Annotated in this window: 24 protein-coding genes and 1 tRNA gene; 13 read left to right on the top strand and 12 right to left on the bottom strand. The window is 39.8% G+C overall.

What is annotated here, in order from left to right; genetic code table 11:
* Window positions 1-110: 110 nt before the first annotated feature.
* Complete coding sequence (locus JWG41_RS14985) at window positions 111-1,409, bottom strand: adenylate/guanylate cyclase domain-containing protein (RefSeq protein WP_205270738.1); 1,299 nt, start codon at window positions 1,407-1,409, stop codon at window positions 111-113.
* 4 nt (window positions 1,410-1,413) lie between these two features.
* Window positions 1,414-3,459, bottom strand: coding sequence for a methionine--tRNA ligase (gene metG, locus JWG41_RS14980; protein ID WP_205270737.1), 2,046 nt, complete (start codon window positions 3,457-3,459; stop codon window positions 1,414-1,416).
* Window positions 3,460-3,579: 120 nt separating this feature from the next.
* Here metG and JWG41_RS14975 point away from each other — a divergent pair, with 120 nt between their 5' ends.
* Together JWG41_RS14975 and JWG41_RS14970 are read left to right on the top strand one after the other, a co-directional pair.
* Complete coding sequence (locus JWG41_RS14975) at window positions 3,580-4,071, top strand: TerB family tellurite resistance protein (RefSeq protein WP_408611761.1); 492 nt, start codon at window positions 3,580-3,582, stop codon at window positions 4,069-4,071.
* Complete coding sequence (locus JWG41_RS14970; protein WP_205270735.1) at window positions 4,064-6,763, top strand: TIM44-like domain-containing protein; 2,700 nt, start codon at window positions 4,064-4,066, stop codon at window positions 6,761-6,763. The genes JWG41_RS14975 and JWG41_RS14970 overlap by 8 nt, the downstream gene beginning before the upstream one ends.
* 8 nt (window positions 6,764-6,771) lie before the next feature.
* On the opposite strand, the gene JWG41_RS14965 is transcribed toward JWG41_RS14970, so the two are convergent.
* Window positions 6,772-7,482: a class I SAM-dependent methyltransferase gene (locus tag JWG41_RS14965; RefSeq protein WP_205270734.1), complete on the bottom strand. Its 711-nt coding sequence runs from the start codon at window positions 7,480-7,482 to the stop codon at window positions 6,772-6,774.
* A gap of 23 nt (window positions 7,483-7,505) precedes the next feature.
* Between JWG41_RS14965 and JWG41_RS14960 the strand changes: the two genes are divergently transcribed.
* From JWG41_RS14960 to JWG41_RS14950, 3 genes are read left to right on the top strand one after another with little or no spacing between them, the layout of a single operon-like run.
* Window positions 7,506-7,979, top strand: a complete 474-nt coding sequence (locus JWG41_RS14960) for a TIGR04452 family lipoprotein (RefSeq protein ID WP_205270733.1) — start codon at window positions 7,506-7,508, stop codon at window positions 7,977-7,979.
* A 12-nt stretch (window positions 7,980-7,991) separates the two neighbouring features.
* Window positions 7,992-9,239, top strand: a complete 1,248-nt coding sequence (locus JWG41_RS14955; RefSeq protein ID WP_205270732.1) for a serine hydrolase — start codon at window positions 7,992-7,994, stop codon at window positions 9,237-9,239.
* A gap of 2 nt (window positions 9,240-9,241) precedes the next feature.
* Complete coding sequence (locus JWG41_RS14950; protein WP_205270731.1) at window positions 9,242-9,925, top strand: START domain-containing protein; 684 nt, start codon at window positions 9,242-9,244, stop codon at window positions 9,923-9,925.
* 60 nt (window positions 9,926-9,985) lie between these two features.
* On the opposite strand, the gene JWG41_RS14945 is transcribed toward JWG41_RS14950, so the two are convergent.
* From JWG41_RS14945 to JWG41_RS14935, 3 genes are all read right to left on the bottom strand, one after another.
* Window positions 9,986-10,636, bottom strand: coding sequence for a hypothetical protein (locus tag JWG41_RS14945; protein ID WP_205270730.1), 651 nt, complete (start codon window positions 10,634-10,636; stop codon window positions 9,986-9,988).
* A 17-nt stretch (window positions 10,637-10,653) separates the two neighbouring features.
* Window positions 10,654-11,448, bottom strand: coding sequence for a hypothetical protein (locus JWG41_RS14940; protein ID WP_332461301.1), 795 nt, complete (start codon window positions 11,446-11,448; stop codon window positions 10,654-10,656).
* A gap of 143 nt (window positions 11,449-11,591) precedes the next feature.
* Entirely contained in the window at window positions 11,592-11,942 is a 351-nt protein-coding gene (locus tag JWG41_RS14935) for a bleomycin resistance protein (RefSeq protein ID WP_205270728.1), read from the bottom strand.
* 258 nt (window positions 11,943-12,200) lie between these two features.
* Between JWG41_RS14935 and JWG41_RS14930 the strand changes: the two genes are divergently transcribed.
* Entirely contained in the window at window positions 12,201-12,497 is a 297-nt protein-coding gene (locus JWG41_RS14930; protein WP_205270727.1) for a hypothetical protein, read from the top strand.
* Between the two features lie 110 nt (window positions 12,498-12,607).
* Here the strand turns inward: JWG41_RS14930 and JWG41_RS14925 are convergent, their stop codons facing one another.
* A complete protein-coding gene (locus JWG41_RS14925; RefSeq protein ID WP_205270726.1) occupies window positions 12,608-14,284 on the bottom strand; it encodes an acyl-CoA dehydrogenase family protein in 1,677 nt (558 codons plus the stop codon).
* Between the two features lie 131 nt (window positions 14,285-14,415).
* Here JWG41_RS14925 and JWG41_RS14920 point away from each other — a divergent pair, with 131 nt between their 5' ends.
* On the top strand, window positions 14,416-14,892 hold the full coding sequence (locus tag JWG41_RS14920; protein ID WP_205270725.1) for a crossover junction endodeoxyribonuclease RuvC: 477 nt from the start codon (window positions 14,416-14,418) through the stop codon (window positions 14,890-14,892).
* On the opposite strand, the gene JWG41_RS14915 is transcribed toward JWG41_RS14920, so the two are convergent.
* A complete protein-coding gene (locus JWG41_RS14915; protein ID WP_205270724.1) occupies window positions 14,884-15,633 on the bottom strand; it encodes an SDR family oxidoreductase in 750 nt (249 codons plus the stop codon). The genes JWG41_RS14920 and JWG41_RS14915 overlap by 9 nt on opposite strands.
* Before the next feature lie 137 nt (window positions 15,634-15,770).
* Between JWG41_RS14915 and JWG41_RS14910 the strand changes: the two genes are divergently transcribed.
* Window positions 15,771-16,361 carry a TetR/AcrR family transcriptional regulator gene (locus JWG41_RS14910; RefSeq protein ID WP_205270723.1) on the top strand — a complete coding sequence of 197 codons (591 nt, stop codon included), beginning with the start codon at window positions 15,771-15,773 and terminating at the stop codon, window positions 16,359-16,361.
* Window positions 16,362-16,376: 15 nt separating this feature from the next.
* On the opposite strand, the gene JWG41_RS14905 is transcribed toward JWG41_RS14910, so the two are convergent.
* Both JWG41_RS14905 and JWG41_RS14900 read right to left on the bottom strand, forming a co-directional pair.
* Window positions 16,377-16,907, bottom strand: coding sequence for a DUF1697 domain-containing protein (locus tag JWG41_RS14905; RefSeq protein ID WP_205270722.1), 531 nt, complete (start codon window positions 16,905-16,907; stop codon window positions 16,377-16,379).
* An 83-nt stretch (window positions 16,908-16,990) separates the two neighbouring features.
* Window positions 16,991-18,031, bottom strand: a complete 1,041-nt coding sequence (locus JWG41_RS14900; RefSeq protein ID WP_232374027.1) for an arylesterase — start codon at window positions 18,029-18,031, stop codon at window positions 16,991-16,993.
* A gap of 98 nt (window positions 18,032-18,129) precedes the next feature.
* Between JWG41_RS14900 and JWG41_RS14895 the strand changes: the two genes are divergently transcribed.
* A complete protein-coding gene (locus tag JWG41_RS14895) occupies window positions 18,130-18,420 on the top strand; it encodes an LIMLP_16025 family protein (RefSeq protein WP_135579928.1) in 291 nt (96 codons plus the stop codon).
* Between the two features lie 80 nt (window positions 18,421-18,500).
* Here JWG41_RS14895 and JWG41_RS14890 read toward each other — a convergent pair.
* Together JWG41_RS14890 and sixA are read right to left on the bottom strand one after the other, a co-directional pair.
* Window positions 18,501-18,572: transfer RNA gene (locus JWG41_RS14890), tRNA-Pro, on the bottom strand.
* Window positions 18,573-18,634: 62 nt separating this feature from the next.
* Complete coding sequence (gene sixA, locus JWG41_RS14885) at window positions 18,635-19,123, bottom strand: phosphohistidine phosphatase SixA (protein WP_205270720.1); 489 nt, start codon at window positions 19,121-19,123, stop codon at window positions 18,635-18,637.
* Between the two features lie 72 nt (window positions 19,124-19,195).
* Between sixA and JWG41_RS14880 the strand changes: the two genes are divergently transcribed.
* From JWG41_RS14880 to JWG41_RS14865, 4 genes are read left to right on the top strand one after another with little or no spacing between them, the layout of a single operon-like run.
* The gene (locus tag JWG41_RS14880; protein ID WP_205270719.1) at window positions 19,196-19,714 is read left to right on the top strand and encodes an RNA pyrophosphohydrolase; all 519 of its coding nucleotides are present in this window, start codon (window positions 19,196-19,198) and stop codon (window positions 19,712-19,714) included.
* A gap of 21 nt (window positions 19,715-19,735) precedes the next feature.
* On the top strand, window positions 19,736-20,023 hold the full coding sequence (locus tag JWG41_RS14875; RefSeq protein WP_205270718.1) for an acylphosphatase: 288 nt from the start codon (window positions 19,736-19,738) through the stop codon (window positions 20,021-20,023).
* A gap of 1 nt (window position 20,024) precedes the next feature.
* Window positions 20,025-21,041 carry an aldo/keto reductase gene (locus tag JWG41_RS14870; protein WP_205270717.1) on the top strand — a complete coding sequence of 339 codons (1,017 nt, stop codon included), beginning with the start codon at window positions 20,025-20,027 and terminating at the stop codon, window positions 21,039-21,041.
* Window positions 21,042-21,055: 14 nt separating this feature from the next.
* Window positions 21,056-21,745 carry a hypothetical protein gene (locus tag JWG41_RS14865; protein WP_205270716.1) on the top strand — a complete coding sequence of 230 codons (690 nt, stop codon included), beginning with the start codon at window positions 21,056-21,058 and terminating at the stop codon, window positions 21,743-21,745.

Below are 21,745 nucleotides of genomic sequence, written 5' to 3'. Positions count from 1 at the left end.
GATTCTAACGAAGTCAGTTTACGGGTGGTTGGTTCTAAAGAAGCTCAAGACTTTGTAGATCGTTTTGAGTTTGGAAATGATTGTGATTTCTTTGCCTGAGGGAAGTTGGATCATACACTTGTCTCCACAGATAAAATATCCGTAGTTTTTGTTTTTCCTCGAAGAGAAAGAGTACCCATAGATTTAACCTTTAGATTTTGTCGAAACTCGAGGGAAATTTGATCATACAATTCTTTTGAGATTAGAAAGTTTCTTTTTAAATCCTTTCCTAGGGATTCTAGCCTACTCGCCGCATTCACGGTATCACCAATGACTGTGTATTCCAATCGTTTCTCCACACCCACATTGCCTACAACGACTGGTCCATAGTGAATTCCAATTCGAATGGCAACAGGTTTTTCGCCCGACGTTTCTCGTTTCTGGTTCCAGAGAGACAATGCCTTAAGCATAGCAACACCGGCTTTTGCTGCATTGGTTGCATCCTCTCTCCCTGGATTTGGGGTTCCAAAAGTAACCATCATCCCATCACCGATAAACTTATCCAGAGTTCCTCTATGTTCAAAGACCACATCTAACATAAAACTATGGTATTCCGAAAGTAAGGACATTGTTTTTTCAGGCCCAAGGGTTTCTGAAATTTGTGTGAATCCAACAATATCACAAAATAAAACAGCAATCGTTGTTTCTTTACCACCAGGTTTAAAAAAATCATCCTCTGCGTGATTCATTTCTGCCACTACGTTTGGCGAAAAGTATCTGGAGAGCTGAGTCATTTTTACTTCATTATTCACTGCAGCAAATATGGTTCGCCTAACACGATAGGTAAGGAATGCTAAAAAGAATCCGAGAACGCCGATGATTCCCATAGAAAAAATGTAATTATTTACATGGGCTGCAGGCCCGAGGAAGGCTTCTTTAAAACTTTCCGTACTCACAAATCTTGGGTCTTGTTGTGCATAAACCAAAATTCCGGCTTGGCTAATCACAACCCCCAATGCATAAATCATTGGATAGATAGGTTGGATGCTAAACGCATTCATCACCAAAGTGCCAGCAATGATAAAATGTAAGTATGTTTTAATTAAATACGTTCTTGGAACTTGTGATTCACCGCCGACAGCATTGTACCAAATAAAGGGAAGGATGGTGATGATGAACAAATCAATGACTACACAAAAGAGCCCCACAAAAGATACAAACTTCCCTCGTTTCAAAAATTTGGAAAAAATATAAAGAATTACATTTAAACCTAACGAAATCAAGGTGATGGTTAATATTTCAAATAAAGTCTGGGCAACAAAGAAGGTTACAATGGTAAGGAGTGAGAAGAGAATGATTTTTCCATATAGGCTAAATTTAATCCCTTCAATTTCCTTTTCTCGTAATATTTGTTCCGACTTTGTTGCCATTGGTTTATTTTAAAAGATCCCCAGGATTTGCGTCACGATCAGGAACAAATAAAGATAAAGTTTTCTCTTTTCCTGATGCTAGTAACATCGCTTCCGATAAACCGAATTTCATTTGGCGAGGTTTTAAGTTGGCAACCACTACCACTTTTTTTCCAACCAACTCTTCGGCCGTATAACTGGCTTTGATCCCAGCAAATACATTTTTGATTCCCTTTTCTCCCAAGTTTACTTTCACATACAGAAGTTTGTCGGCCCCTTCCACAGGGTTTGCTTCGAGAATAAGTCCAACCCGAAGTTCTACTTTGGAAAGTTCATCAATGGTGATAAAACCATCTTCTGAAACCGTAGCAGAACCTGAATCGGAGTTTTGTGTTTTCCCTGGTTCTGGTTTAGACTTCTCTGGATTTGCTTTTTCAAAGGCTTCTTTGGTTTCCTGAATCATAAGTGAAATATTTTTTTCCTCAACGCGTTTTGATAACATTTGGTATGGCCCAAGGACTTTATTTTCCAAGGTTTCTGCCAGATTTAAGAAACTTAAATTTGGCACTTGAAATAGAGATGCAAGTGAACTCACTATGTTCGGTGTTACCGGAGCCAAATAAGTAAATAGAATCTTGGCACAGTTAAGAGAAGTGGTGACTACCTCTCTTGCTTTTTCCACATCGGTTTTGATGAGGTTCCAAGGAGCATAATCATTTACATATTTGTTCACTTTATCGCCGAGCCCTGTAATTTCTCGCATCACCTTAGAATAGTTACGCGAATCGTAGGCTTCCCGAATTTCTGCATCTTTAGAAAGAAGCTCTCCAACAAGTGATTTTCCTTCCGAAGAAAGAACTCCTAACTTCCGATCCATTTTATCTAGAATAGAAGTGGAAACGCGAGATACCAAGTTCACTAAATTTCCAATCAGATCGGAATTGACCCTGGATACAAAATCATCGAAAGAAATATCCACATCTTCCATTCCAGAACCCAAGCGACAGGCAAGATAAAATCGGAAATGTTCCACATCCAAATGTTTTGCAAAGGTAGAAGCATTGATAAATGTTCCCCTGGATTTGGACATTTTTTCCCCGTTCACAGTTAAAAAACCATGAACATTGAGTTGGGCTGGAGTATTATAACCAGATCCCATAAGCATCGCTGGCCAAAAAAGCCCGTGAAAGTACAGAATGTCCTTTCCGATGAAGTGAACAATTTCTCCCTTTCCCTTTTTCCAAAATTCATTAAACTTCTTTTCATCTTTAAAAAAGTTTAATGCCGATGCCATATACCCAATAGGAGCATCCAACCAAACATAAAAATATTTATTTTCTTCTTCTGGGATCGCAAAACCAAAGTAAGGGCCATCGCGACTGATATCCCATTCTTGTAACCCAGAGGTAAACCATTCCTTTAGTTTTTTCTGGGCTCCTTCATTCAACCGACTTCCCTCTTCCATCCAAGTTTGTAATTGAGATTGGAAGTCTTGGAGTTTAAAAAATAAATGTTTGGATTCTTTGAGTACGGGCGTTGTTCCACAGATAGAACAATACGAGTCCTTTAAATCTTTGGGAGAGTAACTGGTTCCGCAAACTTCACAAGAATCTCCGTATTGGTCTTTGGCACCGCACTTTGGACAAGTTCCTTTGATGAACCTGTCGGGTAAAAACATCTGATCATGTTCGCAATACGACTGTTCAATGTTGCGAGCAACAATATGCCCGTTTTTCTTTAAGGTAAGATAGATAGACTCAGAGTATTTTTTATTCTCTTCTGAATTTGTCGTATAATAGTTATCATACGACACTCCAAAAGAGGAGAGATCTTTATAATGTTCCTTCTGTACCTCTTCGATCATGGACTCGGGAGTTTTGCCTGCTTTTTTTGCGGCAATCATGATCGGAGTTCCATGTGTGTCATCAGCACAGAAAAAATAACAACTGTTCCCAACTAACTTTTGGAAACGTACCCAGATATCTGTTTGGACTGCTTCCAAAACATGGCCTAAGTGGATGGAACCGTTGGCATAGGGAAGAGCACTTGTAACTAATATGTTTTTCGGCATAGATTAATTCCAGTTTCCTGATTCGAAGTTCCAATTCAGCCCATTTTTAGGAAAAATCAAGAAAAGAGTAAAAAAATGAAGTTGATGGAAGAATCCAAAGCAATAAAATTCCTGTTTGTTATGGCAAAGAAAATCGTTCAAAATTTGAAACAAGTCAAAGGGAACAAAGACAAACACCCGGAATCGATCCAATCGACTCTGGACATTGAAAGTGACCTTCATATTGAATATGCCAAAGTCCTTCTCAGTTTGTGGTCGTATGCTTGCAACGCCGATGGCCAGTTCAAAAAGAAAGAAGGGGATATTGTTGGAGAGCTGGTAAACGTACTCTTTGAACCCGGTTGTCTCTTAAGCGGATTCCAAGCCCAGAAAAAACCAGTTCTAGAGATCCTTTCCAAAACTTTTGAAAATCCCCTTCCGATGAAAACCATTACCAAAGTGGTATCGGATAACGATGAGTACGCGTTGAATTTTTTTGAAGATGCCGTTTGTATTGTCGCATCCGATGGAGCTCTGAACCAGGAAGAAATTCGATTTTTAGAAGATCTCGCAAATGAACTGAAAATTAGTCATATGGACAAAGTTAGGGTCGAAAAGAAATACCTTGCTTAAAGGATTTTATTTCATTCTGTTCGGGATTTTTGTTTCGGTATCTCTCGATCCAAGACCCGGGATGGGTGATTCTTATAGATCCTCTTCTTCCTCATCTAGTTCTAGTAGCTATCGTTCCAGTTCGTCATCTTATTCTAAATCTTCCAGTTCTTCTAATACAAAATCGGGATATAGCTCTTCCTCCTATTCCAGTCCGAGTACTCCCAGTCTTTATTTCAATACCAAAGACCACAAAATTGGTATCCATTTGCAATCAGATGGATCTGCCTTGGTGCAGGAATCATTTACCGTTCTTGCAAAACAATCCAATTTAGGAATTCGACGTCCGCAATTTTTCCACCAAGAAAATTGGCAAGTTACCGACATAAAAGTCTCACCCGAAAAATTTAATTTTTCGCATAACTATGATTCCATAGACATTTATTGGGATGAAGCGAAAGATAATCCTGAAACCAAAATCGCACTGGAATACAAAATTCTCCAAACCGTGCAGTGGTTCGGAACACTCCCTTTGGTTCATTGGAGGTTTCCCAAAACCAGTAACGATTCACCCCCTTTTTCCTTGGATATCACTTGGGATCCTGGAACCATCTCTCCCAATTTGCAATTGTATGAAGAAAGAATCGATACAACACTAGGTGAATATGTAAAAGAACCAGCCGTCACAGAAAAAAGCAGTCATAGCATTCATTTTTCGCCTAACAACAAAACAAAAGAAATTAATTCCATCGTTTTCATTGATTTGCCGACTCTCGATGCCAAATTCAATCTTAATCTTTCCAAAACTAAAAAGACAACGATTGATTCGCTAAACAATAGTTACCGATTGAAAGAAAAGGTGATTTTAAAAAATAACGGGAGCCAACACTACCAATCAGAAATCGAAATTCCTTTGCAATACCTAAATTCTGATCCATTACATATCGCCTTCGGGCTTTTTCAGTTTCGTCAATTTGGGGAATTTGATTGGAATCAAATGGTAACACCGAGTTATCAAATCACTTATGGTTTAGAAGGATTGGAAAATTCCTTTTGGCATCTTTTTAGTGCCAGTTTAATCAAATTCCAAGAAAACCTAAATACAAAATCTAAAACATTTTCATTCGCCTATAGCACATTAGGGGAAACTTCGAATCGAAAAAACAAAGGAACCGAACATTGGATTCGGATCACGGGACTGGAAAAAAATAACAATTTGGATATGGAATCTTTCCAAATGCAAGTGGAGAGTGAATCCCCCATCAACAAAGAAAATGCCAGAGTGGAATTGGTGATCCAGGATTGTGAGTTTTGCACCAGCTACGAAGACCAAAATACAATCCTCATACCAATTCAACCAGAATGGACAAACTCCGGGTTTCTCTTCCAGTGGAATGCAGTCGTTCCTGCAAACTATAATCTCTATCTTCGTGTTCGAGAACCGAACAAATCCTTCTTTTACAATCCGCTTCTCGTTTCTTATGCGGTTCTCAATGCTTTCTATCATTCACCGGGTTCGGGTAGCCATTCCGCTTATTTGATTGTGATCGGATTACTCAGTTCGTCGTTTCTCATCATTGGTTTTTTCTTTATTTCGAAAGCCAACAGGAAACGAAAATACAATACCAAACTAAATTCCATCCTCAAAAAAATCCAAATAGCAGATCCCGATTTTGATTGGGAGGAATTTTCAAAGAAGGTCACCCATATAGCAGAGCAAACCGTTTTGGCTTGGGACAAAGGAAATATGGAACCGGTGAGAAATTATCTCTCTGCGGCCGTATTCCAAAGGTTTTCGATCCAACTGCGTTTGTTACGAGAGATAGACAAAGAAACCAATCGAATGAAAAATTTCTCAGTTCTCTCTGTAGAGATATTAGATTTGGAGTTGGAATCGGAATACCAAACCATTCATCTCAAACTCCGATGTAGATCTAAAGACCAAATATTTCCTACTGACACTAAAGAAGAAAAAATCCAAAAAGAACTCCATTCGTCTTCTACAAAAACCTATGAAGAAGTGCATTCCTTTACAAGGAAACTTTCCGCCACGACCAAACCCAAGGTTGATTTGGTCCATAACCATTGCCCTGCTTGCGGTGCCAACTCACCACGATCACACAAGTCCACCAAATGCCAGTATTGCGGAGTGATTTTCAATTCTGGAGAATCTGATTGGGTTTTGACCGAGATCACACAAACTGTCGAATGGGAATCCACTTCGATAGAGAAATTACAATCAATCACAAATGGGAATGGAATCTCCAAACAGATTTTGGAAGACCGAGCTTCTGCTGTTTTTTGGAAATACATCCAATTCCAATCATTACCCCATAGTTTGGTTCTAAGCCGAGAAAGCACAGAGCGCGCTATGCAGTCATTAGGCGAATCAGGCAGGTCACCTTTGTTTTTACCGGTGATCGGTTCTTGTAAAGTCATCCAATGGAATTTAGAATCATCGCCCCAAACCATCGTTTGTGAAATTCGTTGGAGTGCCTCTACAAGAAAAAATCTGATTCCAGAACACCGTAGAAATCAAATTAAACTGAGTTTGTCGGTGAATCGATCAGCTAATTTGGGTTTTTCCGAAATGAGTTGCCAAAACTGTGGAGCGGCTTTTCCGGAATTGGATGCAACTCATTGTGAATTTTGTAACAAGGAAATTCCAAAGAAAGTGGACGACTGGTTGTTAGAAGAAATTTCTCCGATTTAAATTAGAAGTTAATGCCTAGGTTTGGAATAACAAATCCAATGCCTGTCTGTGACTGGTTCTAAATTTAATTTTGAATCCAATCGAACGATCTCTAACATTTCTTTTACTTCTTCGATTCGATATGCTGCTAGTAAACTATTGTAAAAATCTTTTTTTAAAATTTCAGGTTCATCATTCGCATAACGCTCTATTAGTTGATTTGCACTAACCAGAGAGTCAGGTCTCATCAAATCAGAGATAAAGATAAAACTATCTGGATGGATCGACCTTTGCACGGCTCCCCAAAATTCAAATGGATCATGGATATGGTGTAATAAAGAATTCGAAAACACTAAATCATAAGGGGATTCGGGAACAAAGTCCTGAATGAGTTCGTTTTTAAAATCAATTTTATTGTTTCTTTTTTTTGACACAAGTGTGTCAATACGCTTCTTACAAAGATCTATCATGAATTCGGAACCATCTAGAAACGTAAAATTCGCCATCGGAAATTGTGAGTACAACCGAGACGACATATCCCCAGGCCCACAACCTAAATCCAAAATGGATTCGGGTGTAAATCTTTGGGGAAGTCTATCTTGAAATTTTCGAATGAGAAACGAATGAGCCGTCTCAAAATCAGCCTTAGCATAAGATTCTACTTGGGTAGGATCTTCCATAAGTTCTGGTTCAGGAATCCGAACCATGTGGTGAAAGGAAAAGTTTACAGACCGTTTCATTCTCTATTAAGGATAAAAATTTCATGAAACAAATGTTTCTAGCCATTCTTTTCTTTGTTTTTCTGACAAATTGTATGCTTACGGAAGGAATAGGAATTCCGACCTATGGCGCTATCAAAGGTTCAGAAGCAAAAAAAAGAATCTCCGATGCGATTTTCGAGGCAGAATCAACCGCTTCCGCGTTTTGGCTTGCCCAATCAGGAATGAAAGGAGGGCAAGGGCCCATCTCTCCCCTTCTACTCATCAATGGTGTTTTAGCCAAAATCCTTTATTCCTATCTTGCGGAAATTGAAGATAATGAATCCTTTATGGAATCCTCTGTTTTACAATGTGAATCCGATATCCGTACCAAAGGAGCTTTGGTTTTGGGAAGTGTATATGATGGTTTAACAACTGCTGGGGGATTCACTCGTGATGCGATTCTTCTACCGGAGTTTGCCTCCTGTGATTTAGAAAATACAGGGAAAATCATTACGATCGAACCAATTCGTTTTTAAATGAGGAGTCTTATGAAATCTAATTTCTATATATTATTAATCTCTCTCTTATCGTTTTGTTTTTTTGCCGATTGTCTAAAATCTGTTGAAACGGACAAAGATGCCAGGTCCATACTTTTAGCAGGTATAGCCAGCTCTTGTTTTAGTCTCGATACTTGTTTTGATCAATATGCAAAAACTACCGATGAAGGCGCCAGTTTCCAAGTCTATGACCAATCGGGTAACAGGATTTATGCGAGACAATCTACATTAGAATATAATACCTACCGGCCCATCGCTTCTGGATCCAAATGGGTGACCGCCATTACCGCCATGCGGGCCATAGATTGTAATACTAATAGTGGAACCTATGCCGGTTGTGGTACGGTGACTACGGGAACTTGTGTCACTGGTGGAGCTCTTTCCCTCAGTAGAACGACGGGAGAAATCCTAGGTTGGACAGGGACCAAAGGGACAATCACCCTTCGCCAATTATTATCCTTCACCTCAGGACTCAATGCTGGTGGTGGCAATGGATCGGGACAAGCAACTTGTATCTCCACATTGCCAGTGGGCGCCACAGGTACTCAAAAAGATACTTGTGTGAGTGAGATCCGTGACCAATCCACGGGAACGCCAGGTGCCTTATACCAATACAATTCCAATCATATGGCAGTCGCACAACGGATGTTAGAGATTTCTTGTGGTAAAACTTGGAATACGATGTTCACACAACTCATTGTAACTCCGTTAGGTTGGGATGCAAGCCAAGCCGTTTGGAGAGGAAATTCCAGAACAGGGGAAGACACTGATGGAAGTTTGTCTGGTGCCTACGGACTGACCATCTCCCCGGAACATTATGCGAGAATGATCAATTCACTATTAACCAATGGCACGGCGAAAAATTCCTCAGGTGCCAATATTGCTAATTTTCTCTCCACGACTTCTGTGACTGAAATTTTGGCAGACCAATACAATGGCGCAAAGATTGGATACTCTCAATTCTCCGCTTTTGGATATCGGTGGCAATACGGCCTCGGGAACTGGAGATTTTGTACAACTACGGATATTCCCGCAGAATGTGATAAAGACCTTATCTCACACAGTATTGGGATCAATGGATTTTATCCTTGGATCGATAAAAATCGTAGTTATATGGCGATACTGGCTGTAAATAATATAGGAAGAAAAAATGGATTGAGTTTGTTACCAGCTTCCTCAACCTCATTATTCTTTGCAGAAACAGTTAGACCACTCATTCATACTCAAATAGGAAAGTAACCATGACAAAAAAACAATTGATTCTACTTACACTCGTAGGAGTTTCCCTGCTCTCCGGTCTGTCCTCACTTACGGCACAATCTTCGGAATGGTCAGAGTCCAAACGCAAAAAAGGAATCCAAGTTTTGACTCGTCCTTTTGCTGGTTCCAACCTAGATGAATTTTTAGGTAAAACAGAAGTCGATGCTTCGATTGCCCAAGTCATTTCTCTCTTAATTGATCCGGCTTCCTGCAAAAATCTTTACCACCAATGTAAGGAACTCACCGTTCTTTCAGGAACCGATAAAAAGTCTGTTGTCTATCTGAGGAATGGTGCTCCTTGGCCCGTCAATGATCGCGATTTAATTATGGATCGAAGTTTTGAACAAAACGAAAAAACATTAGCGACCGTAATGAAAATCAAACGATTGGATTCCAATGCCCGCCCAGTTCCTTCCGGTGTGACCCGTATGGAAAACTTTGAAGGTGTTTGGCGAATCACTCCACAAACCAATGGAAAACTCAAAGTGGAATACCAAGCTCACTTTGAACCAGGTGGATCGGTTCCCCAATCCGTCATTAATTTGGTTTTAACAGATACTCCTTATGAATCTCTCCTCAACGTACAGAAGTTAGCGGAAGAAGGAAAACATAAAGACGCAAAGTTTGATTGGATCAAAGAACCAACCAAAACAAATCCAAATTAGTTTTTTATAAGTTCTATGAATTGGTTTCGCAGTGTCAAATTTGTAATTTGCACTGTGGAATCAAAAAGAAGTCCGAAGTCCATAACTCACAAAATTAGATCCACAATTGGGATCTGGTGGGCAATACAATCCAAAAATCCCTGACCTATGGTGGACTCGTATAAAGAGTTCCGTTTTTCTTTCAAAAGGTAAATAAGAACTAAATTCCACCATCATATAGTTGAGAAGTGCTCTTGATTCAATTTCGTCCTTTTGTAATCCGTCTAGATAATATCCTTTGGCTTTGTTTTCTAATTTTGGATTTTCGGAGGCGAGAGACAAACCTTCCCCCAAGGACAAACTAAAAGGCGAATCGAACATTCTATTGATTTTAACAATATAGAAACCATTCATCTCCCAATGGTTCATTTCACCAAAATGTTTGGTCACATTTCCTTCCCATAAAAAATCAAACCAACGAATCCGATAGTCGAGTGGTCTGGAAATTCCCAAACTACCAATATAAGATTCTTTATAATCCGTTTTCTGCCGAAACACAATCGGAATGAGATCGGTAGTGGTAAAGATACCTCCATACAAAACCAAATTCCAATTTTCCTTTGGGATAGAAATTGAGCTGAGATCCTTTAGCGGAATCAGCGTTGAAAATAGCAAAACCAGGACAGCGAACTTATGGAAAGATAGATAAATGAATTTTTGAATTTGAATCAAATCGAATTTTTCCTTGGTTATGGTTGAAACCAATCTTGGTTTCGTTTTTCCCATTCTTTCAGTTGTGAATGGATGGCATCATAATTTTGAAGGAAGAGTCGTCTTAAAAAAGTTTCGTATTCTTTACATGTCTCTACTTGAGATTGTTCTAAGGACTCGCGTAGTTTGCTTGGTTTTTCTTGTGTACAATATTTTTGTAAAAGAGATGGATAACGATTGGAATTGATGGCTGGGGATACAATCGTAGAGCCGGTTCCGATATAAAATGGCATCGGTGCCCAGATGGTTTCATAAGTGGATAAAAATGAAATTCGATGGAGATTGGTTTCTCCCGAAGTCCAAACAAGTTCCGCTTCCGTGTCCATCGTTCCATAGTATAACATGGTCAAAGCAAGAAGGCTCATGCCAATACTATAAAACGGTCTTTGGCTTTCTTTTCGGATGACTAGTGTTAGATTATCTATATTCGATAATTCAAAGCCGCGGTCCCATCTAGGTAGTTCGTTAGGATTCATCGGTTTTTCTTCTTTTGGTTTCGGTGCATGGTCAGGATTTGGTTCAGGCAGGGGAACGGTCGTTAAGTCGACTAAATTCGCATTTTCATCTAAAAGAATGGCCGGCGGAACGGGGAAAACTTCATTAAATACTTTTGCCAAAACGGCGTCAGTTGTTGTCCATCGAATGGAAATCATTTTTCCTTTGGAAAGTTTTGCTTCCGAACTTAACTCAGGCATGGGAGTTCTACACGCGAGATGAAAAACCAAGGGAATCGCAAGTATAGGAAGGAAAAATAATATTCGTTTTTTATTCACTGAATCTCCAAGTCCCCTATTAGATAACATTCCCAGTCCCGAAAGAATTCACAATCAATAGCCAGACAAAAACAAAATCACACGTAACGCATATAAGTTTTATCTTCTCTATTAGACAGTAAAATCCCTATTTTGTATCTAAGTTATGCGTCAATGGATTGTCCAAACTTCAATAAATTGCCATCCAAATCTAAAACATAAAATTCCCTCATTCCCCAAGGTTTATCCATCAAATGAGCATTTTTATGGACAATTCCTTTTTTGTCGTAGTCCGCATACAAAAGATCAATGGAATCTACATGATAATATACGCTGGAATTCTGAGGAATGGAAGGATCATCGCATAACCATAAATGAAGCTCAAATCCATCCTTTTCCAATAAAATAATATCATCATATTGTTTTAGAGTTTTGAAACCTAAATTCTTTTCATAAAAATCTTTAGATCGCAAAAGGTTCAAAGATGGTAATTGTGGAATTGATTTTTTGATCATACGGGTAATTGAAGTTCCTTATATCGTTTGCGAGTCCCACTTGACTCGGAAAACCGACTGCTTTATCTATGTCGAACATTCTAAGATTGGATAAATATCTTTCAGATGTAAAGCTAGATTCTCAATGATTTTTATTGAAAGTTAGATTAAATGTAGACTAGTTTCAAAGAAAAAGAATTCTTTCGTAAAACAAGAGTCATCTGCACATAACTAGTAATAAAATGACTTAAGGTTTTCTGAAATATTTATTGGGAAAACATGAAGAACACAAAATACTTTTTTCTTTTCTTAACATTATTATCATTATCAAATTGCGATCGTGAAATAGCGAATGTAACGGGAAAATGTGATAAGGAAAAGAAAAAATCCAATCAATGTTTTCTTACCAGCGTTCTCGCTTGTGAAAAAACTCCCGATGCTGAACGCTATCGAAAGTTGGGTATTAATATATGCACAAACTTTGATGGATATTTATTTATGATCCAGGCATTCTGCGAATTACCTGAAGAATGCAAACCTGAACCCGAAACAAGTAGTAGCTCAAGAAAAAAATAAAAACGTCTATAAACTTAAGGCATAAAAAAGGCCCGAAAATTCGGGCCTTGACAATCCAAATTTTCTGCCGTTTGAGTGAACCCTTACGACAGAAAGAATTTAGTTTCTAATTAAGAAGCGAGTGCTTGGTCTAGAAGGTCTTTCGCTACTACGCGAAGAGCCATCACTTCCTCTGCACCTTCAAAGATAGAGAATACACGAGCATCCACAAAGTAACGAGATACTGGATACTCTTCCGCGTAACCCATACCACCGTGAATTTGCATTGCTTCTCTTGTCACCCACTCAGCAATTTTGGATGCATACAATTTCACAAGTGTTGCTTCCATTTGGCCTTTGTGGTTATCAAGTAGAGTTGCTACATAATTTGTGTATTGGCGAGTTGCTTGCACAATCATTGCCATCTTCGCGATTTTGAACTTAGTTAAAGTATAATCGTAAATTGGTTTTGCGAATACTTTACGTTCTTGTGAATAACGAAGTGCTGCTTCAAGAGCTGCTTGCATCACACCATTGGCACGAGCTGCTGTTTGGATACGTCCACCAGCAAATCCTTCCATTTGGAAATAGAATCCTTTGCCACGTCCAGCATCCCCACCAAGAAGGTTTTCTTTTGGAACAAAGTAATCTTCGAAAGATACTTCGTAGGAGTGCATTCCTCGGTAACCAATGGTTCCGATTGCTTTTCCTTGGATGGTTCCGCCACCGTCTTGTTTGTAGCTGAATTCATGTCCGTCAAACGAAGGTTTTTCGGCAAGCATGATAGAAAGTCCTCTGTGTTTGAGGCTTGGATCAGATTCTGTTCTACAAAGGATCAGAAGAAGGTTCGCATAACCTGCAAATGTACACCAAGTTTTTACACCGTTGATCACAAATCCACCGTCTACTTCTTTTGCAGTGACTGATACACCAGCTACGTCAGAACCGTAGTTAGGTTCTGTTACCATAATTCCTGCGAATTTTTCGCCGGATGCAAGTAGTGGTAACCATTTGTTTTTTTGTTCTTCAGTTCCCCCTTTGAGGAGAGCCTTGGACATAATTTCTGGTCTTGTGATAAGAGATCCAGCAGCACCGAGTGAACCACGAGAAAGTTCTTCGGTTACAACTAACATGGAAATGTTATCTGGACGATCGTCTGGTTGGATTCCACCAAACTGTTCCGGAATACAAAGACCGAAACAACCCATATCTTTTAATCCATTGATGATTTCTTGCGGGATGAGGTCGTCATGTCTGTGGACATGTTCTGCATGAGGAACTACTACGTTTTCAGCAAAGTCCTTAAAGATTCCGCGGAAATTTTCATGGTCTTCGGAAAGGCCGTAAGCACCGAAGTGGCCAAGGTCTACGATCTTATCAACAATGGCTTCGTAGTTTTCTATTTTAGAAGCTGCTTCTACATAAGCGTTGATTTCATCAGAAAAGAGTTTGGAGAATAGTTCTTGGTAAGTTAGTTCATACTCAGCTGGGCGAGCTGCTAGTTCCGAACGAATGTTAGATACAGTTTCAGCCGCAAAGGTAAGGGCCATTTTCTGTTCCATTTCGCCAGTTCCCTTGGAAGCATCCCAAGCATAAACGATAAAGTTCTCAGCAACACGTTGTTGAGCGGTCATCCAAGCCAATTGATAAAACACATGTTGTGTTTTGTCCATTTTGCTTACGGATACTTTGCCGTTATCGGAATTTTTCTGAGCGAGTCGTTTGGTTACATCATTGAGGAGGACGGCTTGGGCACTAAGAGCCTTCTCCGCCTGGGATTTTTCGAGTTTCACTGCCGTTGCGGTCATGTGTTAACGTTCCTGCGGGTGGTTTTCTTCCACTATACGGAAGGAAAGTACCCTGTCATTTTCATTTTTAGACTAGGTTTTGGCTCAGGGAGGCCGAAACTGGACAAAAGTAGGAACTAGGAAAGAAATTATTGAAAATCATCGGAATTGATCCTGGATCGCACCGGGTTGGATACGCCATTTTGTCCTTTCCTGAGGGCCTACGTCGTAATCCGACACTCCTCACTTACGGAACGATTGAAGTCGCTCCGAAGACCCCTTCTCCCGATAATTTACTCCAAATCCGTTCTGAACTAATGGACATCCTTACCGAATACCAACCAGAAGCAGCGGCCGTAGAAGAATTGTTTTTTGTTCAGAATACCACCACAGGAATGAAAGTTGCTGAATCGCGCGGGGTCATTCTTCTTTCCCTAGGCGAAAAACAAATTCCCGTAGTTTCTTTAACGGCAACTCAGATCAAAAAAGGTATCTCTGCCAAAGGGAACGCTACCAAAAAAGAAGTTCGGGCAGCGATCCATATGATTTTGGGATTTAAAGATCTCAAAGGCCACGATGACTCTTGGGATGCCATCGCTTGTGCCTTTGTGGGTCGCTCTTTAGTTTGATCCACTCCTAGCCTGGTTCATAGATAAAAAGATCTCATCTTTTTTCTCCCGACTGGCATTGGCCGAAACAGTGGAAAATCCTGTTGTGATTTCCAGATCTCCATTTTGTAATCCACGGATCACAGTGTCCGCATATTCATCTAAATTCAGTCCCGCCGTATGTGTGTTAGGGATTCCTAAATCCGTGTCCACCATAGGAGGAGAAACCTCGATGATTTTAATTGGTTCATTGCGAAATTGAAACCGTAGTGTCAACGTGAAAGAATGTAATGCGGCCTTCGTGGCACTATACACAGGGGCATAAGCCAAAGGGATATGTGATAATCCAGAAGTGGTATTTAAAATCGCAGCATTTTTCTTTGCAAACAGGTGTTTAGCGAATAACATAGAGAGGTGGATCGGAGCGCCTAAGTTGATATCAATTTCTTTTCCCAAATCCGACCAAGGTTCTACTTCGTTTAATTTAGGATACCGTTGGATTCCCGCATTGTTGAATAACACATTGAGCTCTGGATAATCCTTGGTTGTCTCAAAAAACAACCTTTCCCTCTCTTCTTGACGAGAGAGATCATAGAGATAAGTCCCCCATTCCGGATGAGATTTTTTGATCTCCTCCAACTTCTTTGCATTCGTTCCGCAAACTAATATGCGGTTTCCGAGGCCCGAGAGTCGTTTGGCCAAAGCCAGTCCAATCCCACTCGTTCCACCCGTGATCAGTATTGTATTTCCATTCCATTGCATAGTTTTACTATTTCCTTACTTACATTTATAATATTATGTAAGTTACAAAATGTCAAGTCCGTAAGTTTCAAAACTAACGTTTTTTTCATTTTGTAATTTGGAATTGACCGGTAAGGCGGAAATCCGAGAATTTCCTTATGCCTCGGACCGGTCTCACACCTTCAGAAATTCAGGATAAAGCAGTGGAAATAGCCATTGACCAAATGCGGACCAAAGGGTTTGAAAAGGTTCGTTTGGTGGATGTGGCCAAAGAAATGGGGATTAGCCATGCGGCCCTCTACTCCCATTTCCAAGACAAAACAGCCCTACTCGATGCGGTATCGGAACGATGGCTCGTGGGCCTCGACCAAATGCAAGACCTGCTTGTAGCTGAAAAAAAAGATCCCTTACAAAAGATTCGTACCTGGTTTTTAAACCTACACCGGATGAAGTTGGAGAAAGTAAAACTAGATCCTGAATTGTATAAGGCATTTGATATGGCAGCAGAAGAGTCCAAACCTTTTATCCAAACGCATTTGTCAAACATGCACCAGCAAATGGCAAAGTTGGTCACAGAAGCGATGGAACAAAAGAAGTTAAAGAAAAGAGATGTAAACTTGATCGCTGAAATCCTGATTTCTGCAGGAACAGCTTTCACTCATCCGAAACTTGTGGCACAATATTTTGAAGAGGACCGCGAACCTTTGTTACTGCAAACTATGGACGCAGTCTTGAAGGGATTGTTTTGAAATGATTGGTTCTTCCTACTTTCCCTCTCCTGCCAAAAACCTCGCTGTGTTCACATTGCGTATCGTCATGGACTTATATAATTTATGACTGATCAATTTCGCTAATTGGCTTTTGTTCACGTTTTCTTTTTGAATATTCCAGAAGATAGCACCTTTGACATAACGAATATCGACAAAATCTTTTTGGAAAGGGAGTTGCTCAATGGTTTTTTTTGAATCTATATCGGGAAACAGATACGCAACATCAGTCCTTTGGTTTGGATCATTTTGCCATTCCGAAGGGATCGCATCGGCAATTTTTTTCATTTCTTTTTCTGTTTTGACCAAAGTGGGGATTTCAAAATCAAAGTTCTTTTCTAAGACAGTTAGAATTTTTGATAGAACCGTCTTTGCTTCTTTGTCTGATTCGAAAATAATATTTCCTGAATTGATATAAGTGGAAACCTCAGTAAACTTTAAGGATTCAAAAAGGAGCTTTAGTTTTTTCATTTCCACTTTTCTATTCCCTCCCACATTGATTCCTCTAAACAATGCGATATATTTCATGGAGTGTTTTGTCCTTAATTTACTATCAATCAGATGGCATCTTTCGAAACCATCTGATTCAAAAATTTAAATAGTGTATTTTCCTAAGGTCTTGGGCAGACCAAAAGAAAATCTTCAAACACTTGGGAAATCAAAAGTTTATTTTTGAAAACAAGGCCCGTACTTCCTGCAGAAATTTCTGCCCCTTCATTGGCATACACTTCCGTTACTTCTTTGTTTTCAGGATTGATTTTGAAAACGCGAGTGGGTGCTAAATTGGTTTTATTCATCACATGACGAATGAATTTATAAGTAGAATCATGGGCCGCAAGCCAAAGGATTCCGTTTTCATCTTCTAAAATATTGTCTGGCCCTGCACCGATCGCAATGGATTCCAAATACTTTAAATTGATCTTACCCGAACTGCGATCCACTTGGTACACGCGGATGGCTTTTTCCGAAAATACAGATCGGTACAACAGTTCTTCATTTTCTTTTTTACGAATGTAAATTCCATTTCCAAGGATCACAGGAACTTCCAATGCCTGGAATGTTTTTCCATCATAATAAGCAATGTCAGCCCGGGCACTGCGAATGATCATGTCCCAATATTTACGGACGGCATTGCTTGTTCCGTTGTCATTGGATGCAAAAATTTCACCCGCCTCATTCATAAAGATATCGTTCGGACTTGTGAGAGAGGGATCACTCAAGGTTTTTGTATGAGTCCATTTACCGGTTTTAGAGCGTTCAAAGATTTCAATCGTATGTGGATTTTCCTCTGCTAATGTATGTGAAATGACTGCTAAAGTATCCACACCTTTTACTTTCGCATAACTAATTCCATGCGGACGAAAGTTTGTTGGATAATTGGTTTCTATTTTTTTAGCTTCTAATTTCTGATTGGGATCCTGAAGCGAAACTTCGAACAAAGCTCCAATATCTTTCAAACCATTCCTGCGTTCATGGGAAGACACAATGACTGTGGAAGTATCTCGGATGAGATCTAGATCTTCAGGGCCGGGAGTTCCCGAAATTCGTTCACAGCCAGCGATCGGCTTTTCCTGAATTTGACCACCGCAATCCAGAATTAGGAAAACGAGGGTAGAAATAGAAAGGAGAGTCCATAGGGTTTTTACGCGCATCCGACCATTTTGGTTCAGGATTTCAGATTCCTCCAGAAAATTCTTTCTAGACATTATTGTGCACTGCAAAATAATGGAACCATAAGGAGTAACATCCGATGAGCAATGTGGAAAACAAGCTTCAAGATATCGTAAATGCTGGGATTGGCGCCGTAAAGACTTCCAAAGAAGTTTGGGAGAAACTCGTCGTAGACCTAAACGAGAAAAAAAGCAAATTTGAAACAAACTTTCAAAAGCTAAAAGAACAAGGCGAAAGCGACACCAGTGACAATGCTTTAAAAGTAAAAATGGGTATTGCTTGGGGAATCGTTCGTTTTGACGAACTCAAAGACAACGTAGTTAAGTATTTGGACAAAGTCAAAGAAGGAAACGAAAACAAACCTTCTTAAGTTTTATTTTGTATATCACCATCCTGAATTTTCTTCCGGCAGGTTTGTTCGCAGGCCTGCTGGGTTTTTTAGACTGAACTTCGGAGTGACCGGATTTGAACCGGCGACCCCTTGCCCCCCAGACAAGTGCGCTACCGCTGCGCTACACCCCGTGTTCTGAAATCCAAAAACCTTACGATCCAAAACGGGTCAAGCCTTACTAATAATTAGGAATTCAAATGCCTAAATTGTCTGGTGAAATCGCCCAGATAATTTGACCATGTGCAAATTTCTCCCGAGCTACGTTGATGGCGATGGTAGAGCCAGGTTGGAAGATTAAATTTTCAGCAACAGTTGCATTACCGAGGAGTCTTGCTGCAAAGTAGGTAATGTCTGGATTGTGACCGACTAACAATACTGTATCGGAATTGGTAAAATTTACCAAACAAGAGATGATATCGGTACAACCTTTTCCCGCTACTAAATCATCAGAAGCAAGCATTTGGCAGCCATATTTTAATTCTTCAGATAGAATTTCTGCAGTGTGTTTGGTTCTTGTATAAGGACTATAATAAACTTGTTTTACGGCTAATGCAGAATTTTTAATGAACCTGCCGATTTTATGAATATCACTGATGCCTTTGTCAGTTAGTTCCCTTTGTGAATCGGAAATGGTTGAGCTTGCATTTTCAGCCTCACCGTGACGAACCAAAATGATCTTCATAGTCTCTCCTAATCCCAAGATTGGAACCTCGGACTTACGGAGAAACAAAAAATTCAGGAATTTCTTGCGAAAATGAATGATAGAGGTATTCTAAGGATTATGACAGACAAACCCTACCGCAAAAATGTAGGCATGGTGGTTTTTAACTCTTCAGGAAAAGTAATCGTCGGGGAACGAGTACAATTCCCAGGTTCTTGGCAGTTTCCTCAAGGTGGCATTGATGAAAACGAGGATTATTTGGATGCCGCTAAACGAGAATTATATGAAGAACTGGGTATCAAAAAGGCAATTTATGTAACGGAATATCCCGATTGGATTCCCTACGACTTTCCCAATTCCCTTGGTCTCAATGCACATTTACAAAAATTCCGCGGCCAATTACAAAGATGGATTCTATTCCATTGGGATGGGAGTTTAGAAGAATGTGATTTGATCCACCACGAACAAGAATTTTTAACCATCCAGTTTATGGAAATTGAAGACACCATCCCATCGGTGGTTGAATTCAAACGAGCCGTCTATGAGAAGTTTGTTCCTCTTTTTAAATCGGCCATCCAAAATTACATTGCAGAGAAATCAAAATCCAAGTAAGTTCTAGAAAGGAGACATTCATTGGGAAAATCAGAAGAAGCAAGAGCGAGAATTGTAATACGAGGAACGGTGCAAGGGGTCGGATTTCGTTATTACATCCTCCAAAAAGCCCAAGAGATGCGACTCAAAGGTTATACACAAAACTTACCCAATGGGGAAGTAGAAGCGGTTGTAGAAGGTGACAAACTTTTTATAGAAGATCTGTATAGAGCCATGCAACGCGGGCCGACCAAAGCAAAAGTAAAAGATCATGTCATTGATTGGAGTGATCCCAAAAACCAATTCAGAACTTTTTTAATTAAAAAATAACATGAAAAAACGAAGACTGGGCAAAACAGGAATGGTGGTATCCGAAATTTGTATGGGTACCATGACTTTTGGATCATCGTGTAACGAAGACGAGGCGTTCCGAATTTTAGATCGTGCGTATGATGCCGGGATCGATTTTTATGATACTGCAGAGATTTATCCAGTCCCCCCGAAAAAATCATGGGTTCATAGAACTGAAGAAATTTTTGGTAAATGGTTAAAAACCAAACCTCGGGACGGAATTCTCATCGCCACCAAAGTAGCAGGCCCCGGTCATGGTTGGTTCAGTCCTCCGCTACGCGAGGGAAAAACGGCATTAGATAAATACCATATCCGTCGTGCCATCGAAGGTTCCTTACAACGATTAGGTGTAGAAACCATCGACTTGTACCAAACCCATTGGCCAGACCATGATGTATCTTATGATGAAACCATGGAAGCCCTGACAGAATTAAAAGAGGAAGGAAAAATCCGTTATGCCGGTTGTTCGAATGAAACCTCATTTGGTCTTATGAAAAGTCTTTGGACTTCAGAGAAACACAATCTCATTCGTTATGATTCCATTCAAAATAATTTTTCGATTCTTAATCGCCGTTTTGAGGATGAGTTAGCGCAAGTTTGTCGAAAAGAAGGTGTGTCCTTACTTCCTTATTCACCACTTGCAGGTGGTGTGCTCACAGGTAAATACAACGGAACGGTTCCCCCAGAAGGAGCTCGGTTTGTTCGTTACATAGCAGAAGGGGAAAGGCAAAAACGAATGGCCAATCGTTTTTTGAATGAAAACACCTTGGCCTCCACAGTAGAACTGATGGCCATTGCCGAAAAATATGGAATGAGTGCCACTGTCCTCTCCGTTGCTTGGAGTAAACAACATGACTATGTTGCCTCAACCATTATCGGTGCCAATACCGTAGTTCAATTAGAAGAATCCTTGAAAGCAACGGATGTGATTTTGTCGGACGAGATCCTATCGGAAATCAATCTTGTTTCCAAAAAGATTCAATACCCAATGGGTTAAGGAAATAAAAGCCAATGAGTTCCAATCACTCTGACCAGCATTTAGAAACACCATCCGAGGGAGAACCTACTTCATCGGAGAAAAAAATTTCAAAGTTTGAAAAGATCACTTCGGGGATCTTTCGAAAACTTTTAATTTTATTTTTAATCACTTATTTATTCCCAGAATGTTCCAGCTTTGGACCTAAAAACGCACAAAGTAGTCTTATCATTGCTCATATGACAATTGTTAAAGATGAAATGGTTTTGGATGAATTGATTGATCCAAGATTTCAAAAGGTAACTTTGAAAAAAGGAGACAAAACTTTTGAATACAATGAAAGCTCCGAACACTACTACTACTTCCAAAATTTAAAGGAAGGCCAGTATGAAATTCACGATGCAGTCCATCTATTAAATCGCGGTGCTTCCGACTTTGCATTCGGAAGTACAAAACAACCAACTAAGATTGATATTGACTTTGATCGAAAGGACATTGAAAAATCACGAGTGGATTTAGAACCGGGAACTGTTGTGTTTTTGGGAAGTTTTCATGTGACTGTCGATTTTAAATTCCAAGAAGAACCAAAAATTACCATTCGTTACAGTAAGTCCAACGAGGAAGAATTAGCGGCTATGGATCATTTGTATAAAAATTTTCCAAGAACTGGATGGGGACAAAAAGCAAAGAATAGAATCAAACTTCTCTCTTCCTTTGCTCAATAG

This window comes from Leptospira chreensis (assembly GCF_016919165.1).
Lineage (GTDB): Bacteria > Spirochaetota > Leptospiria > Leptospirales > Leptospiraceae > Leptospira_A > Leptospira_A chreensis.
The sequence above is the reverse complement of the archived record's forward strand: the minus strand, read 5'-3'. Positions and strand labels throughout refer to the sequence as shown.